This window comes from Acidovorax sp. ACV02 (assembly GCF_014851475.1).
In the GTDB taxonomy this organism is placed as follows: domain Bacteria; phylum Pseudomonadota; class Gammaproteobacteria; order Burkholderiales; family Burkholderiaceae_C; genus Acidovorax; species Acidovorax delafieldii.
The window spans coordinates 98,868-115,820 of sequence record NZ_JACUZU010000003.1 but is presented as its reverse complement, the minus strand read 5'-3'; the positions used below and the strand labels follow the sequence as shown (position 1 = coordinate 115,820).

The following is a 16,953-nucleotide window of genomic DNA, read 5'->3' as shown; positions in this document are numbered from 1 at the left end:
GAGCCGGGTGTTGATGTATCCGCTGGCCTTGGTTTCGGCGATCCCGTCCGGCAGGTTGTCGGGCAGGGTGTAGGGGTGGTCTTCCAGCCACACGTTCATGTCGGGGTAGGTGCCGGTCTTGTCCACGAGCAGCTGCGCGCTGGGGATGGCCATCAGCGGTGCAATGGCTGCCAGCCCGTCCTCGCGGCTGCCGCAGAACATGCCCTGCACCATGTACACCGGCACACCGTTCTGGAAGCCCAGGTTCATCATGTAGCCCAATGCATCGGGCGCACCGGTCTTCATGTAGCCGGCCTGCATCAGCGTAAGCACCTGGGCCGCGTGCATGGCGTCCCAGCTGATGGACCAGGCCCAGACCTGGTCCAGCCGCTGCATGCGGTAGGTCACCTGCAGCACCACGCCAAAGTTGCCGCCCGTGCCGCCGCGCAGGGCCCAGTAAAGGTCGGAATGCTCCTGCGCGCTGGCGGTGACGATGGTGCCGTCGGCCAGCGCCACACGGAAGGAATCGACAAGGTCACTCTGGATGCCGAACGCGCGCGATGTGTAGCCGTAGCCGCCACCTTGCACAAAGCCCCCCACGCACACACTGCCACAGGCGCCCGTGGGCACATGCCAGCCCGTGTGGTTCATGGCACCGTTAAAGTGGTCAAAGTCGGTGCCGACAGCACGTGCACGCGTTCGCGTGCAGGGTCCAGCACCACGCCCTGCAAGTCGCTCAGGTCCACCACCATGCCGCTGTTGACCGAGTAACCCGCGGTGCTGTGGCCCCCGCAGCGCACGGCCACCCACACGCCATAGGTGCGGGCCACGGCCAGGCACTCCAGCACATCGTTCTCGCAGGCGCAAAAGACGATGATCTCCGGATACGACTGGAAGGCGGGGTTTGACTCCTGCCGCGCTGCGTTGTAGTCGGGGCTGGAGGGCAGCACGATGCGTCCTACGATGCGCGCCTCCAGAGCGGCCACCGCCTCCCATGTGAGCACCGGCGTGCTGGCCTGCGCAGTGCCCAACGCCGGCTGTTTTGCCGCCAAAGATAAAAAGTGCGCGACGCGTGCGTCTTTGGCAAGGCGGGCCGAACTTTTGCGATGGGCCATGGCGAGCGATCCTTCAGGAAGTTGCGAAGCCCCGGGTGTACCGGAGCAGGAGCGCTTTGACCAGAGGGAAATGGCAGGCGTGTCTTTCAGCCCGCTGCTGGGCAGCCACCTCTGGATCGTGAAAACGATCTCAGGACGAGGACAGCGCGAGGTCGCCCGTGTTGCGCCGCAGGCAGAACTTGCCGCCCTGTTTGCCGCTGTACATGGCGGCATCGGCCAGCTTGAGCAGGCCAATGGCGTCGGTGCTGTCGTGCGGTGCTATGGCATACCCAATGGTCAGACCGATCTCCACCTGCACGTTGTTCAGCGAAAACGGTGAGCGGAATGCATCCAGCAGCTTGTGGCCCAGCTCTTGCGCCTGCTGCAGGCTGTGCAGCTGTCCAGCCATCACCACGAACTCGTCGCCACCCAGGCGAGCCACCAGGTCACTTTGGCGCACATGGCCTTGCAGGCGCCGGGTCACGGCCACGAGCAGCTCGTCGCCCACGTCGTGGCCATGCTGATCGTTGACGGGCTTGAATCCGTCGAGGTCCATCACGTACACAGCCAGCATTTTTTCTGCGCTACAGCGCGACAGGGCCGATGCGAGCGAGATATTGAGCCCGCGCCGGTTGGGCAGGCCGGTGAGCGGATCGGTGTGGGCGAGTGAGCGCATCACGTCGCGCTCGCGGTTGGCGTCCAGCGCCTCCAGTCGCAGCGCCTTGGTGCGCAAGCCCAGCACACGCATGAAAAGCAGCATGTCCAGCGTGGCGCCAAACTGGAACGAGTGCAAGGTCCAGAAGTTCACCGGCACCCAACCCTGGATCACGCCAATGACCGTGGCGGTGGCCAAAAAATACAACAGCCAGGCGAGCAGCAGGGTGGAGCCCACCGGGTCGCCCAGCCTTGCGCGGCGCACCGCCCCCGGAATGCCCATGAGCGCTGGCACCAGCCCCAGGATGCTGACGATGCCTGTCACTGCGCGGGTGCTGAGCAGGTCGAGGGCATACAGCGCCGCCAGCACCACGCACAGCACTGCGCCGCCACGCATGCTGCGCAGCAGCCAGCTGCGGGGCCTGTCACCCGCCAAGGCCTGGCTGATGAAGAGAAAGGAGCCGCAGGTGGCCGTGAGCGCAGCCAGACTGGCTGCATGCAACTCCACCCATGGCATATCGCGCCACAGGTACTGCGTGCCCAGGCCGAACAGGTGTAGCGAAAACAGCAGGCTCCCCGCAATGAGCAGTGCGTACTGGATGAACAGCACGTCGCGCAGATTGAGCCACTGCGCCAGGCTGTAGATCAGCAGGCACAGCGCCAGCCCGGTAAGGATGCCTTGCAGCATCTGCTCGTTCAGAGCCTTGCTGTGCCAGGTGGTGGGCTTGTTCAGTGTGATGGGCAGCACCATTGCACCCCGGGTCTCCACGCGCAGCAGCAGGTCGTAGGTGTGTCCGGGCAACATGGCCAGGGGCAGTGCATGGGTGCGGCTGCGCAGCGGGCGCTGGGTGTAAGGCTGCAGGCTGCCCAGCGTGGCCTGCTGGGTCACATGGCCGTCTGCAGCCAGGTACACCTCGATGCGTTGCAGCACGGGATAGTCGATGTCCAGCACCCACAGGCCGCTGGATGAAACGGGCACGGTGACCGGGATGCGCACCCACACCGGCTCGGCCCGCACGCCCAGGGTGCCGCTGGTGCCGGGTGGGGCCTGAAAGCGTGACAACTCCGCAAGGACATCATTCACGAGCAGGGTGCCGGAGGGGTCTGGCAGCACAGTGACGGCGGGCCAGGCCTCGATGGAAAGCAGGTCATCCCGCAGTTCAAGGGGGGCAGCTCGCGCACTGGTCGGTAGGGCTGCCAGCAGAAGACACAGTGCCGACAGCAGGCAGGCCACTCGCCACCAGCTGGCAAGAACCGGTCGATGCACAAACCCACTCAAGCGCGTGTACGTCATGAGGCCAGCGCCAGTTCGCCCGGGTTGCGGCGGATGCAGTGTTTGCCACTCTCCTTGCCTGCATACATGGCTGCATCCGCGAGCCGGACCAGGTGCTGTGCATCGTCACTGTCCAGCGGTGCCAGCGCGTAGCCGATGGTCAGGCCCACCTGGATGGAGAGGTGGCTCAGCCGGAACGGCTTTTCAAATGCATGCAGCAAGGCCCGCCCCAGTTCCTGGGCTTGTTCGGGGGTGGCCAGTTCGCGTGCCATGACAATGAATTCGTCCCCGCCCAGCCTTGCCACCAGGTCGGTGTTCTGTCGCACATTGGCCTCCAGCCGGTGGCCCACCGCCACCAGCAGGTCGTCGCCCACATCGTGGCCGTAGGTGTCGTTGACCGGTTTGAAACCGTCCAGGTCCATCAGGTAGAGCGCTACCAGGCGTTGGGGGCTGGCCTGCGCCAGCGCCGATTGCAGCGCCATTTGCATGCCGCGGCGGTTGCACAGCCCGGTCAGTGAGTCGGTGTAGGCCAGCGAGCGCATGGTGTCGCGCTCGCGCAGCGCTTCAGAGGCCGCGTGGCGCAAGGCGGCAGAGCGTTGACCCAGCACCCGCAGGAACAGCAGCATGTCAGCCGCAGCGCCGAGCTGGAAGGAGTGCAGCGTCCAGAAGTTGACCGGCAGCAGGCCTTGCACCAGGCACACCATGGCCACAGCCGCCGTGAAGTATGCGACCCAGGCCGCCAGCAGCGTGGCGCTGACCGAATCTCCCTTGCGTGCCCGTGCCACGGCGATAGGCAGGCTGATGAGAGAGGGCAGGGGTCCCAGGACGCTGATGATGGCGGTGGTGGTCCGGGTGTTGATCAGATCGACCAGGAAGGCCGCGAGCAGCACCAGGCTCAGCACTGCTCCCGCCTGCATCACCCTCAGAAACCGGCTGTGTGGCATGTGGCCCATCAGCGCATGGCCCATGAACAGGAACGAGCCCGCAATGGCCAGCAGCCCCGCCGCCCCTGCTGCGTGGACTTCGATCCAGAGCCGGTCGCTCCAGAGGAACTGGGTACCAACGCCGAAGAACTGCAGCGAGAACCCGGCACTGCCCACCACCAGCATGCAGTAGTAAAGGAACAGCTTTTCGCGCTGGCTGACCCACTGGGTGACGCTGTAGACCACCAGGCACAGGGCCAGCCCGGCCAGCACGCCCTGGAACATCTGCTCACGCAGCGACCGGTGCACCAGGTAGGGTGCCTTGCTCAGGGTGATGGGCACGATCATCGCGCCCGAGGTTTGTACCCGGATCAGCAGTTCATAGGGAGTGTCGGCCGCCAGGTCCAGCGTCATCGCTGGGGTGCGGCCCCGCAGCGGGCGCTCGGAATAGGGGCGCAGGTTGCCCAGCGCAGCGTGTTGAGTCAGCCGACCTTGCTGGGTCAGGTAGATGTCGACTTCGTTGAGCACCGCAAAATCGATGTTCACGATCCATTCATTGCCCGACGCCACGCGCGACATCAGCGGCACGCGCAGCCAGATGGCCTCCTTGCGCACACCCAGGCTGCCGCCACGGCTGGGGGGCTCTGCAAAGTCAGGCAAGCGTTCCAGTGCGTCTTGCACGCCCCATTGCAAAGATGGGTCGGCCAGCAACGTGGCCACCGACCACACGTTCACCGGGCTGGCGTCGTCTGGCAGCACGAGTGGGCTGGGGGCGGCGGCCCGCGCAGTGGGCAGAGCCAGCACCTGCCACAGTGCCAGCACCAGCAGCCACAGCAGGGGGTGCCAGGGTGTCGGCCGACTGGGGAGCAGGGCGTTGGAATTCATCGTCGTCATGCCAGTGCTGCCGTGGCGGGGATGCGCCGCACCGAGTGCTTGCCGCCTTGTTTGCCCGCGTACATCGCGGCGTCTGCATGCCGCAGCAAGCCCTGCGGGTCGTCACTGTCGAGGGGGGCCAGCGCGTACCCGATGGTCAGGCCCACCTGGATGCGCAGATGGCTCAGCGTAAAAGGGTGCTCAAAGGCCCGCAGCAGCGAGCGGCCCAGGTCCTCCGCCTGCTCAGGCGTGGCCAGGTCGCGGGCCATGATGATGAATTCGTCGCCGCCGAGCCGGGCGACCAGGTCGGTCTGGTGCCGCACATTGGCCAGCAGACGGTGGCCCACGGCCACCAGCAGGTCGTCGCCCACATCGTGGCCGTGCGCGTCATTGACGGGCTTGAATCCATCCAGGTCCATCAGATAGACCGCGACCAGCCGCTGCGGGGAACAGTGGGCCAGCGCGGCGTGCAATGCGTGCTGCAGGCCGCGCCGGTTGCTCAGGCCGGTGAGTGGATCGGTGTTGGCCAGTGACTGCATCAGATCCCGCTCGCGCATGGCCTCCTGGGCCTGTGCCTGGGCCGCACGGGCGCGCAGGCCCATCACGCGGAAGAACAGCAGCATGTCCAGCGTGGCGCCAATCTGGAACGAGTGCAGTGTCCAGAAATTGGCAGGGATCCAGCCTTGCACCAGGCACACCATCATTCCGGCGGCCACGCCAAAGGCGATCCACGCCACCAGCAGGGTGGCGCCAATGGGGTCCTTGTGCCGCACTCGCGCCATGGCGGCAGGCAGGCTGATGAGCGAGGGGAGGGCCCCCGCCAGACTCATGAAGGCAATGGCAAGGGGCACGGTCAACCAGCCCACCACCAACGCGATACAGACCGCTGCGGTGACTGCCGCGCCCACCCGCATGGTGCGCGCATACCGGCTGCCAGGGGTGTCGCCGGCCAGCGTGTGGCCCAGGAACAGAAACGATCCCGCCAGCGCCATCAGCCCTGCTGCCGGACCCGAATACCGGTCCATCCACGGGTTATCGGGCCACAGATACTGCGGGCCGACGCCAAAGAACTGCAGCGAAAAGCCCGCACTGCCCAGTACCACCAACGCATAAAAGCCGAACATGCGATCACGCTGAGTGACCCACTGGATCAGGCTGTACGCGAAGAGGCAGAAGGCCAGCCCGTTGAGCAGGCCCTGCAGCATCTGCTCGCGCATGGCCTGCCGCAGGTGAATGGGCATTTCGCTGACCGTGATGGGCAGAATCAGCGGGCCGGTGGCCTGGACCCGTATCAGCAGGTCGTAACGTTGGCCCGGCTGCAGGTCGAAGGCCATCGCAGGCGTGCGTCCAGCCAGCTGCGCTGGATCGGACTGGCGTGCTCGGGCCTGCTGAAGCAGCTTGCCACCCCGGGCCAGGTACAAATCGGCCCTGAGCGAGCTGTAGCCAATGTTGACCACCCACGGTGTGCGCAGCGCCTCGGGCGCAACCAGGGGGATATGCAGCCACATGGCCGCCTTGTGTACGCCCAGCGAGTTGTTGCTCCGTGCTGGAGCCTTGAACTCGTCCAGGCGGTCCAGCATGTCCTGTACCGAGAGCTCGTAGGTGGGGTCGGCCTTGAGGGTGATGGCCTCCCAGGCATCCACCTGCGGTCTGTCCTGTGTGAGCACCAAGGGTTCGCCCGCCTGTGCGCTCCGGGGCAAGGTTGCAGCCAGGAGTACCAGCAGACACAGCACCCACGTTGCCACGCCGCAACACATGCACCGCAAGCGGGCCAGCATCGGGAGGTTGCGCGGCAGCGGTTGCATTGACGTGGTGGCTACGGCGATGTGGCTTGCTGTGCCTGGCCTGTCTGGCCCGCCTGCGCGGGCTTTGCCTTGCCAGCCAGGCCCCGGCTCCAGCTGCCAGAGGTGGTCAGCCGATCCTCGATGCGGTTGAGCCAGCCGGGGGCATGGGGGTCGTCGCTCCAGCTGTGCACCACGGTGTCCACCTGGTTGAGCAGTTCGGTGGGCAGTTGCAGCGGGCGCGTCTGGCTCATCAGCACCCGGCTCATGAAGTGGTAGCCCAGCGCCCGCGTGAGCATGCGCACGATCGAAAAACGTGGCAGCAGCAAACCCACCACCGCATCGATGGCGCGGGCCAGCAGCAGAACGCACCAGAACAGCAAGGCCGACAGCCAGGGCACGGGCTGGTTCAACCCCAGGTCCTCGGCGGTTTCTCGCCCGCACAGGTAGCGGGTCATGAGCTGCGGGAAGGGCTTGACGATGCGCCAGGGCAGCGCGTTGGCCATGGTCTGCATCAGGGCCTGCCCCAGGGCCGGGCGCGGGTCGGGCGTGACCGGCTCTGCGCGGCCACGGGCCTGCATCAGTGCCATCAGTGCATCGCCCTGCGCCATCGTTTCCACCATCAGGGAGCGGTCGATGCCAAGAACGTGACCCACCACATTCCAGGCGTGGAGGTAGGCTTCGTCGTCGCCGGGCTGCAGACCGAGACCCAGCCGACGCATGCTGCGCAGGAACACGTAGCCGAAGGTCAGCAGCGTGTAGGCCAGCTCCTCCTGGTTGCAGGGCAGACCTTTAGCGGCCAGGTTCCAGCCACGTGCATACAGGGTCTGGTACATGACGGACCGGCCGCCACCAGCGGGGGCTGCGCGTGGCACGATCAGGCCGTCTCCGCCGGCCTTCCATTGCGCGATGGCATATTCGGGGCTGCCGTGCAGGATGAGATTGCGCACCGTGGCGTGGATCAACCGCACCTTGAGCACCTGTGCCACACCGGCACCCCGTGGGCTGAGGCCTCCGTGCAGCATCACCGGGAAGATCATGGCCGCTGTGGAACGGATGCGGTATTCGGTGTTCTGTTCCAGCTGGCCGGTCGTGTGCAACACACTCGACAGGTCCGAGACCACATAACACTCGGGCAGGCTTGCACAGAACAGCAGGATGCAAGACAGCGCACCGTGGTCCATGAAGAGTTTTTCGGCGCGCTCGATCTTGCGGGCATCGGCCCAGGGCGGCAGCACCTGCGCCGCCTGCACATATTCGTTGAGCGCCTTGGCCATCTCGGCGGTCACATAGCCTTTGGCGGCCTTGTCACCATCCCCCACCTGCACCGGGCCTTCGGTTGCCTGCCAGGTGGCCAGCGTGGCGTTGTCGGTCCACTGGCTGAACAGCAGGTTTACCGTGTTGATGTGCGCCCATTGCGGAGCGTCGGCGGCGACGTCGCCGGGGGGCCAGGGCCCAAGGATCCTGGCAATCGTAGCGTCGGCCAGAGGGTCGGCGTGGTGCTGCATGGGTGCCAGATCGGCAGCTGGCAGCAGAGGGTTGTGGGGCTTGCTGGTCATGCCGCGACCTTACCCGGTGCGCGCCAGCGTTGGAAGCCCGCCAGCGCGCAGAGCAGCGGAATCCCCATGGCAAAGGCTGCAATGGTCCGGATTTCCACCGGGCTGCCCAGAATCATCTGGAACACCATGCCAGCCGCGTAGATGGTCAGCGGCACCATGGCGTGGCGCCGCAGGAAGGGGCTGGCGGGTTGCAAGGTGAGCTGGCGCACCGACATGCGAAAGCTGAAGATGATCACAAAGGCCACGAACACCCAGCCGAAAAAGCCCTGCACGGTTTCGCCAAACCAGGCCCCGTCAGTCTTGGCCATGATCCACGCCTTGAGGGTGTACACAAAGTATGGGTCTGCGCCCAGGTCGAACGCGGTCACGATCATGGCTGCCAGAAATGACAGCATGGCGGCATTGCCCAGGCCGGGAGCACCGTCCACCGCCGATTGCCAGACGATGAGGTTGCTGATCACATAGCCCGCATACGTCAGTGCAAACCACATCATCGGAATGACCATTGGCACGTCCAGCAGACGGGGGCCCAGCACATCGGTGTAGGTGTAGTGCCCGAAGAACCAGCCCCTGCTGGAGCCCATCTGTTCGGCAAACCAGCCCAGGCTGACCGCGATCAAGACAAACTGCAGGGCAGCGCGGGTGCCCAGCAGATGCGCTGCACTGGTCCAGCAGCAGGCAAACATCAGCACCGAGGCGATGACGATGGCGATGGTTGTGTCATTGTGGATGCGCACCGCTGTTGCGATCACAAAGGCGGCCAGCAAGGCAAAGCTGAGCGCGGGTAGGCGCCTGGCCGTCGGGGGCTGTGCAGACATGTCGGGTGTATCACGCTGTAACAATTTCGCCAGTGTAGGGGATTGGCGCGGCGTGTGTGTCCCCTGTTTGCCCTGATCCGGGGCCGGTGTGGGGCGTTTTTTCGCGCCCTCCGATCCGAATTTGGTGGTAAAGCGGAACGCAGGCGACCCTGCGCGGGGATCTGCCAGTACGACTTAAGTCTGGCGGGGCGTGAGCATGGCCAGGTTGAGCAGCGCTGCCTCAATGGCTGCTGCAGTGGCCACGGGCTGCTCCATGGGGAACAGGTGGCTGCCGTCCAGCATCATGGTGCGGCCCTCGGTGACACGCAGCGTCATGGCCATGCCGACCTGCTTCATCTCTTCGGAATCGCGTCCGCCGATGAAGGCGGCCGGGCACTGCAGCGGGTGCTTGCTGAGCAGGCGGCCCAGGTTGTGCGGCAGGGTGTTGTAGATGGCGGTTTCCACCGCGCGGTCAAAGCCCAGTACCCGCTTGCCGTCCTGGTCTTGCAGGCCGTAGGTGATGTAATCGTGCAACACCTCGGGGTGCCAGCGTGCAAAAGCCTTCTTCTTGCGAAAGTGCTCCAGCGCCTCTTCGTTGCTGGCCCAGCTGAACCGCCGCTGGCGGCTCACCCGGCCCGGCGATATCGAACCCACCACCTGGGTGCGCTTGGCCACGCTGACCACGTTGGCCTTCCAGCCGCCAATGAGGGGCGAGTCGATCAGCAGTACGCCGCGCACCAGTTCGGGGTTGCGGGCGGCGGCCATCACGCTCAGAAAGCCGCCCAGCGAATGTCCCACCAGAAACACCGGCTGCCCCAGGCGCTGCACCTGCACCGTTGCAAAGTCGGCCAGCTGCTGCACCAGGTGTGGCCAGTTGCTGGTCACCGGGTACTGTGGGTCGTGGCCATAGCGTTCGACCGCGCTGACTTCAAAACCCCGGGTCTTGAGGTGCTTGAACAGCACGCGGTAGGTGCTGGCCGGAAAGCTGTTGGCGTGGGAGAAAACGATGGGGAGCATGGAGGGCATGGCGGGGTGGCAGGGCCGGGGTGCAGGCGCGCACGCGGCCGGGTGCCGTGGGGTGCGCTGGCCTGCAGGGCGTCAGATCAGCCGGTCGGTATGGTTGGTGATCTTCTTGAGTGGCTTGCTGCGCGCTGGGCTGACCATGATCGGCACCTCGGTAGCGCCGCCGGTCCAGGCGGGGTCTTCGATGCTGTCGAACACCTGGCGCAGCTTTTGTCCCCAGCTGTCGTGCAGCATCCGAAAGTACGGGTTGTTCTCGTCGATGCAGATGACCTTGTCGGTGGCAAAGCGGTCCACCTCGTACACCACCAGGTCCAGCGGCAGGCCCACCGACAGGTTGGACTTGAGCGTGCTGTCCATCGACACCAGTGCGCACTTGGCAGCCTCATCCAGCGGGGTCTCGGGCGTGAGCACGCGGTCGAGCACGGGTTTGCCGTATTTGGATTCGCCAACCTGGAAGTACGGTGTTTCGGATGTGGCCTCGATGAAGTTGCCTGCCGAGTACACCTGGAACAGGCGCATGCCCTCGCCCTTGATCTGGCCGCCAAACACCATGGACACATTGAAGTCCACGCCCGAGCGCTTGAGCGCCGCGCCGTCGCGCTCGTGCACGTGGCGCACGGCGGCGCCCAGCACGCGGGCAGCGTCGAACATGCTTTTGGCATTCCAGATGGTGATGGCTTCGCCCGATTCGCCGTCCTTGATCTGTTCGGTCTGCAAGATCTCTCGCACCGATTGCGAGATGGACAGGTTGCCCGCCGACAGCAGCACCATGAAGCGGTCACCCGCCTTCTCGTAGACCATCATCTTGCGAAATGAGCTGATCTGGTCCAGGCCGGCATTGGTGCGGGAATCGGACAGGAAAACCAGCCCGGCATTGAGTTTGATGGCGACGCAGTACGTCATGGGAAGTGCAGCAAGAGAGAAAACCTGCGAGTGTAGTGTGCCGCTGCGCCGGGCTGGCGCAGCCACGGGGGCGCCGGATATGCCCAAAAGATCACGCTGCGTGCCACAGAGTGCTTTTCGGGATGCACGCTCCTGCCAATAATCCGCCTGACATCGCGCGGATCACCCGATCCAATGCAGCCACCACAGGAGAAGAATGTGAACCCGAACATGACCGAAGCCCCGAAAACTATGCCATCCCGTGTGTTGAGGAAGCCCTGCGTTGCAATGGCGCTGACCGTCCTGGTCGCGCTATCGCCGGGTCTGGCGGCCGCGCAGGCGGCGGGCGGCGGCATTGCGGCCTATCCGGGGGCCAAGCAGGATACCGCCGTGAGCGAATTCCTGCGCAGCCAGTTGGGGGGGGAAGGCGTGGCCTACCGCACGAACGACAGCCTGCCGAAAGTGGCCGCCTTCTACCAGCAGCAGCCAGGCATGAAGCCCATGGGCGACGCGACCAAGGAATCGGCCGCATTCGCGGCCGGCTGCAAGGAGGAGTTCAACGCCGTGCTGAAGAAAAAAATGAGCACTGGCTGCACACACCACGTCACGGTGCAGAACCCCTGGATGGATATGAAGACGGGCAAGATGGTGGCAGACACACTGGTGTCCGTGGTCAAGCAATAACGGGTGTGCGCTGGGCCGGCCTGTTTGCTATCCCGTGCCCGTGGGGAACGGGTCAGCCTGCCATCTTCTTGAGCTGGTACAGCGCATCCAGCGCTTCGCGCGGGCTCAGGGCGTCGGGGTTGATGCCGGCCAGCGCGGCCTCGAGCGGGCTGGCGCCCGCGCCCTCGGGCACCTCGGGCGCGGCGAACAGGTCCACTTGCAACTCATCCTCGCCAGCGCGCTCTTCGAGCGCGGCCAGCGCATGGCGCGCATGGTGCAGCACCGGCGACGGCATGCCGGCCAGCTTGGCTACCTGGATGCCGTAGCTGCGGCTGGCCGGTCCCGGCTGGATTTCGTGCAGGAACACGATGTCCGCCCCGCTCTCGGTGGCGCTCACATGCATGTTGATCGCGTGGCGCGCTTTGGCTGGCAGCTCGGTCAGCTCGAAATAGTGCGTGGCAAACAGCGTGAAGGCGCGGGTCTTGTCGTGCAGGTGGGTGGCAATGCCGCTGGCCAGTGCCAGGCCGTCGAACGTGCTGGTGCCCCGGCCGATCTCGTCCATCAGCACCAGGCTGTGGGGCGTGGCGGCGTGCAATATCTGCGCAGCTTCGGTCATCTCCAGCATGAAGGTGGACTGCGCATTGGCCAGATCGTCGGCCGCGCCGATGCGGGTGTGGATGGCGTCGATGGGCCCCAGGCGGCAGCTCGCGGCGGGAACATGGCTACCCATGCTGGCGAGCAGCACGATGAGCGCGACCTGGCGCATGTAGGTCGATTTACCGCCCATGTTGGGGCCGGTGATGACCTGCATGCGCGTGTTGGCGTTCAGGCGCGTGTGGTTGGCGATGAAGCTGCCGCTGGATGTCTCGGCCAGCCGGGCTTCGACCACCGGGTGGCGGCCGCCCTCGATCTCGATGCAGGGCTCGGGCACAAACTGCGGCGCGCACCAGTTCAGGGTGAGGGATCGCTCAGCCAGCGTGCACAGCACATCGAGCGTGGCCAGCGCCTGGGCCAGCCGGGTCAGCTGCGGAATGTGGGGCTGCAGCTGGTCCAGGATCTGCTCGTACAGCCATTTCTCGCGGGCCAGGGCGCGCTCGTTGGCTGACAGGGCCTTGTCTTCAAACGCCTTGAGTTCGGGCGTGATGAAGCGCTCGGCATTCTTCAGCGTCTGGCGGCGGCGGTAGTCGTCGGGCACCTTCTCGACATGACTGCTGGTCACCTCGATATAGAAGCCATGCACCTTGTTGAACTGCACGCGCAAGTTGGGGATGCCGGTGCGGGCTTTCTCGCGGACCTCCAGGTCGAGCAAAAAGGCGTCGCAGTTGGTCTGGATGGCGTGCAGCTCGTCCAGCTCGGTGTCGAAGCCGTTGGCGATCACGCCGCCGTCGCGCACCAGGGCAGCGGGCTCTTCGGCAATCGCGGCCTGCAGCAATGCCATGCAGCCCTCGGGCGGCTGCAGATGGCTGAAGATTTGCATCAAAAAGGGCTCTGGTGCCCGTCCATTGAGCGCAAGCAGCTCTGCTTTTTGTAGCGTCTTGCCCAGCGCGACCAGCTCGCGCGGGCGCACCTGGCGCAGCGCAATGCGGGCGGTGATGCGTTCCACATCGCTCACGCCCTTGAGTTCGCCACGCAGTGTGGACCAGGGGCCCGCGCCGCCGCCTGCACCGCCCGCGCCACGCAAGGCCGTGGTGGCCGAGAGGCGCTGGCGTGCCTCGGCGCGGTCGCGGCGCGGCTCCAGCAGCCAGGTCTTGAGCAGTCGGCTGCCCATGCCGGTCATGCAGGTGTCGAGCAGCGAGAACAGCGTGGGCGCATCGTCACCACGCAGTGTCTTGACCAGCTCCAGGTTGCGGCGCGTGGTGGCGGGCAGGTCGATGAGGTCGTCGTTGCGCTGCACCTGCACGCTGTGCACGTGGGTGAGGGTGCGGCCCTGCGTGTGCTCGGCGTAGGTCAGCAGCCCGGCGGCGGCGGCGTGGGCCTCGCCCAATTCGTGTGCACCCCAGGCCTGCAGGCTGGCCGCGCCCAGATTTTCGAGCAGCTTGCGCTCGCCCAGCGCACTGTCGAACTGCCAGTCGGGCCGCAGGCTCATGGGGCAGTTGAAGGCGCCGCCCTGGCGCAACATCTGCAGTTGTTGTTCAAAGCGCTCGGTCACGCCTGCGCTGTAGATCAGTTCGCTGGGCGCCACACGCGCCAGCCAGGCGCCCAGTTCGTCGTGCGCACATTCGGCCAGGTACACGCGGCCCTGCGTCACGCTGAGCCACGCCAAACCACAGCGCGCGCGGGGCGCCTGGTGCACGGCCATCAGCAGCGATTCGGATTTGTCGGACAGCAGTTCGGTGTCGGTCAGCGTGCCGGGTGTGACCACGCGCACCACCTTGCGCTCCACCGGGCCCTTGCTGGCGCCCACCTCGCCCACCTGCTCGGCAATGGCCACCGACTCGCCCATCTTGATCAGGCGCGCCAGGTAGTTCTCCAGCGCGTGGAAGGGCACACCGGCCATCACCACCGGCTGGCCGCCCGACTGGCCGCGCTGTGTGAGCGTGATGTCGAGCAGGCGCGAGGCCTTCTCGGCGTCCTGCCAGAAGACCTCGTAGAAGTCGCCCATGCGGTAGAACAGAAGCGTCTCGGGGTACCCGGCCTTGAGGGCCAGGTACTGCTGCATCATGGGTGTGTGGTGTTCGAGCGTGTCGGACATGCAGGGGGTGGCAGGAATGAGGCGTGGACTGTAGCAGTTCGATCATCGGGTTTCCCCCTGGGCAATTCCACTGCGTTCTGCCAAGATGTTACGTTTTGACATACTCTTGGCTGTATGCTGGCAGCTTGACCCTGAACGGAGCCACCCTCCGTCGAGAGTTGGTGTTTCAACCCCAGGATTCTGAGGCTTCAGAGCGACCGTGATTTCGTCCGAACTGTTGACCGACCTCCTCGCCCCTACCGGGGAAGGCCTCATCGAGCCCATGGCGCAGGCGCGCCTTCAAGCGCTGGTGGACGCGGTGCCGGTGGCGCTCATGGAGTTTCGTCTGCAAGACGGCCGCTTGCTGCTGCTGGCCGCCAACGCTGCGGCACGGCGCATGCCAGGGCTGGGAGCGGTACGGCATCCGGGCGTGGATGCGTCCGAGGTGTTTGACCTGCTGGCCAACACGCCGCTGCTGGACCAGTTGCTCGGCGTGGTGCGCGTGGGGGCTCCGCTGGAGTGCCGCCAAGTGGTGCGCGAGCCCGGTCGGCTGTTGCTGGCCTGGGACTTGTCGGCCCGCCGCGTGACCAATGACTGCATCGTGGTCACGGTGCGCGATGCCTCCGAAGCCGAGAATCTGCGGGTATCACTGGCCGCATCCGAGCGTGCGCTGGAAGAAGTGCGGCGCGAGTTGCGCGAGCAGACCGACGTGTTCAACACCATGGAGAGCCTGGCGCGCACCGGCCACTGGCGGCGCATTGAAGACCCGGGTGAAACGGTGCTGCTCTGGTCGCCAGGGCTGTGCAACATCGCCGGGTTTGAGCAGCAGGAATGGGTGGACCCCGAGCGCGCGGTGAGTGGCATCCTGCCGGAAGACCGGCACGTGTTCGACAAGATCCGAGAACGGGGATCTGGCCTGGATGTGGAGTACCGCTGGCGCCGGCCAGATGGCGAAGTGCGCTGGATGCGCTCGCGGGTTCAACGCACGCTGCCGCGCGACGGTGTGCAGGTCGTCATGGGGGTGGTGCAGGATGTGACGGACGAGCACCGCGCTGCGGAGCAATTGCGCGAACAACTCTTGTTCATTCAGCGCATTGCCAGCCGCATCCCCGGCTTCATCTACGAATACCGGCTGCATACCGATGGTGGCACCAGCGTGCAGTACATCAGCGATGCCGTGCGCGAATTCATGGGCGTGGAGCCGCACGAGGTCACGGCCGACCATGGCGTGCTCATGCACCGCGTGGTGCCCGAAGACCTGCCGCTGGTGCAGCGCTCGGCCATGATGTCGGTGCGCAAGCTGGTGCCCTGGCAGTGCGAATACCGTGTGCGGATGAATGACGGGAGCGTGCGCTGGCACATGACCAACGCCATTCCACATCGCGAGGCCGATGGCTCTGTGGTGTCCCATGGCTTCACCATGGACATCACCGATCGCAAGCTGGCCGAACAGGAGATCGAACGCCTGGCGTTCTACGACGCGCTCACGGGTCTGCCCAACCGCCGCCTGCTGCTGGACCGCCTGCAACGCTCCATCGCCGCCTGCCAGCGCACCAGGAACCTCGGGGCCCTGCTGTTCATCGACCTCGATAACTTCAAAGACCTCAACGACACCCTGGGCCACGACATGGGCGACCAGCTCCTGGCCCAGGTCGCCGCCCGCCTGGTGGGCAGCGTGCGCGAAGCCGACACCGTGGCCCGCTTCGGCGGCGACGAATTCGTCGTCATGCTCGAAGCCCTGGCCCCCGATCTGCAAAACGCCGCCACCCAGGCAGAAACCGTCGCCGAGAAACTCCTGGCCAGCCTGAACCAGCCCTTTGACCTGGACGGCGCCCAGCACTACAGCACCCCCAGCATCGGCATCACCCTCTTTGGCGACGAACGCCTCACCGTGGACGAACTCCTCAAGCGCGCCGACCTGGCCATGTACCAGGCCAAAGCCGCAGGACGCAACACCCAGCGCTTCTTCGACCCCGACATGCAGGCGGCCGTCAACGCCCGCTCCAACCTCGAAGCCGACCTGCGCCAGGGCCTGGCCCGGGGCGAATTGCTCGTGCACTACCAGCCCGTGGTCGACCACCACGCCCGCTTGCTGGGCGCAGAAGCCCTGGTGCGCTGGCGCCACCCCCAGCGCGGCATGATCAGCCCCGGCGACTTCATCCCCCTGGCAGAACAGACCGGCCTCATCCTCCCCCTGGGCCAATACGTGCTCCAGACCGCCTGCGAACAACTGCAGCGCTGGAGCCAGCACCCGGACACCGCCCACCTGTCCATCTCCGTCAACGTCAGTGCCCGCCAGTTCCGGCAACCCGGCTTCGTGGCCGAAGTGCTGCAAACCTTGAAGAACCGCAACGCAGACCCCCGGCAACTCAAGCTCGAACTCACCGAAAGCCTGCTGCTGGGCGACATCGAAGACACCATCGCGCGCATGGTGCAGCTCAAGAGCGAAGGCGTGGGGTTTGCGCTGGACGACTTCGGCACCGGCTACTCGTCCCTGTCCTACCTCAAGCGCCTGCCGCTGGACCAGGTGAAGATCGACCAGAGCTTCGTGCGGGACGTGCTGACGGACCCGAACGACGCGGCGATCGTGCGGACGATCCTGGCGCTGGCCAAGAGCCTGGATTTGGAGGTGGTGGCGGAGGGGGTGGAGACGACGGGGCAGCTGTCGTTCCTGAGGCTGCACGGGTGCGAGGGGTTCCAGGGGTATCTGTTTGGAAGGCCTGGGCCGGCGGAGGCTATCGATGCATTGCTGTATCCCGCTGGTTGACGGTACGTCTGCGG

The 16,953-nt window shown here is 65.6% G+C and carries 10 protein-coding genes and 1 pseudogene; 2 read left to right on the top strand and 9 right to left on the bottom strand.

Features of this window, described 5'->3' with window-relative positions; translation table 11 throughout:
* Positions 1–522: 522 nt before the first annotated feature.
* The 8 genes and pseudogenes from IB236_RS24295 to IB236_RS07785 all read right to left on the bottom strand — a co-directional run.
* A pseudogene (locus IB236_RS24295) lies at positions 523–1,094 on the bottom strand (FAD-binding oxidoreductase); the annotation flags it as partial.
* A gap of 130 nt (positions 1,095–1,224) precedes the next feature.
* The gene (locus IB236_RS07815; protein ID WP_056748121.1) at positions 1,225–3,021 is read right to left on the bottom strand and encodes a diguanylate cyclase; all 1,797 of its coding nucleotides are present in this window, start codon (positions 3,019–3,021) and stop codon (positions 1,225–1,227) included.
* On the bottom strand, positions 3,018–4,808 hold the full coding sequence (locus IB236_RS07810) for a diguanylate cyclase (RefSeq protein WP_192419910.1): 1,791 nt from the start codon (positions 4,806–4,808) through the stop codon (positions 3,018–3,020). Before IB236_RS07810 ends, IB236_RS07815 begins: the two co-directional genes overlap by 4 nt.
* Before the next feature lie 5 nt (positions 4,809–4,813).
* Complete coding sequence (locus IB236_RS07805; protein WP_370539896.1) at positions 4,814–6,439, bottom strand: diguanylate cyclase domain-containing protein; 1,626 nt, start codon at positions 6,437–6,439, stop codon at positions 4,814–4,816.
* A 173-nt stretch (positions 6,440–6,612) separates the two neighbouring features.
* Complete coding sequence (locus IB236_RS07800) at positions 6,613–8,136, bottom strand: oxygenase MpaB family protein (RefSeq protein WP_192419906.1); 1,524 nt, start codon at positions 8,134–8,136, stop codon at positions 6,613–6,615.
* The gene (locus IB236_RS07795; protein WP_192419904.1) at positions 8,133–8,954 is read right to left on the bottom strand and encodes a carotenoid biosynthesis protein; all 822 of its coding nucleotides are present in this window, start codon (positions 8,952–8,954) and stop codon (positions 8,133–8,135) included. Before IB236_RS07795 ends, IB236_RS07800 begins: the two co-directional genes overlap by 4 nt.
* Positions 8,955–9,128: 174 nt before the next feature.
* Positions 9,129–9,950, bottom strand: a complete 822-nt coding sequence (locus IB236_RS07790) for an alpha/beta fold hydrolase (protein ID WP_192419902.1) — start codon at positions 9,948–9,950, stop codon at positions 9,129–9,131.
* A gap of 81 nt (positions 9,951–10,031) precedes the next feature.
* Entirely contained in the window at positions 10,032–10,859 is an 828-nt protein-coding gene (locus tag IB236_RS07785) for a proteasome-type protease (protein WP_056067065.1), read from the bottom strand.
* Between the two features lie 198 nt (positions 10,860–11,057).
* On the opposite strand from IB236_RS07785, the gene IB236_RS07780 reads away from it, so the two are divergent.
* Positions 11,058–11,522 (top strand): hypothetical protein, encoded by a 465-nt coding sequence (locus IB236_RS07780; protein WP_192419900.1) that lies wholly within the window; start codon positions 11,058–11,060, stop codon positions 11,520–11,522.
* A 52-nt stretch (positions 11,523–11,574) separates the two neighbouring features.
* On the opposite strand, the gene mutS is transcribed toward IB236_RS07780, so the two are convergent.
* Positions 11,575–14,193, bottom strand: a complete 2,619-nt coding sequence (mutS, locus tag IB236_RS07775; protein WP_192419898.1) for a DNA mismatch repair protein MutS — start codon at positions 14,191–14,193, stop codon at positions 11,575–11,577.
* Positions 14,194–14,455: 262 nt separating this feature from the next.
* Between mutS and IB236_RS07770 the strand changes: the two genes are divergently transcribed.
* Positions 14,456–16,939 carry a bifunctional diguanylate cyclase/phosphodiesterase gene (locus IB236_RS07770; protein WP_225581060.1) on the top strand — a complete coding sequence of 828 codons (2,484 nt, stop codon included), beginning with the start codon at positions 14,456–14,458 and terminating at the stop codon, positions 16,937–16,939.
* Positions 16,940–16,953: the final 14 nt, after the last annotated feature.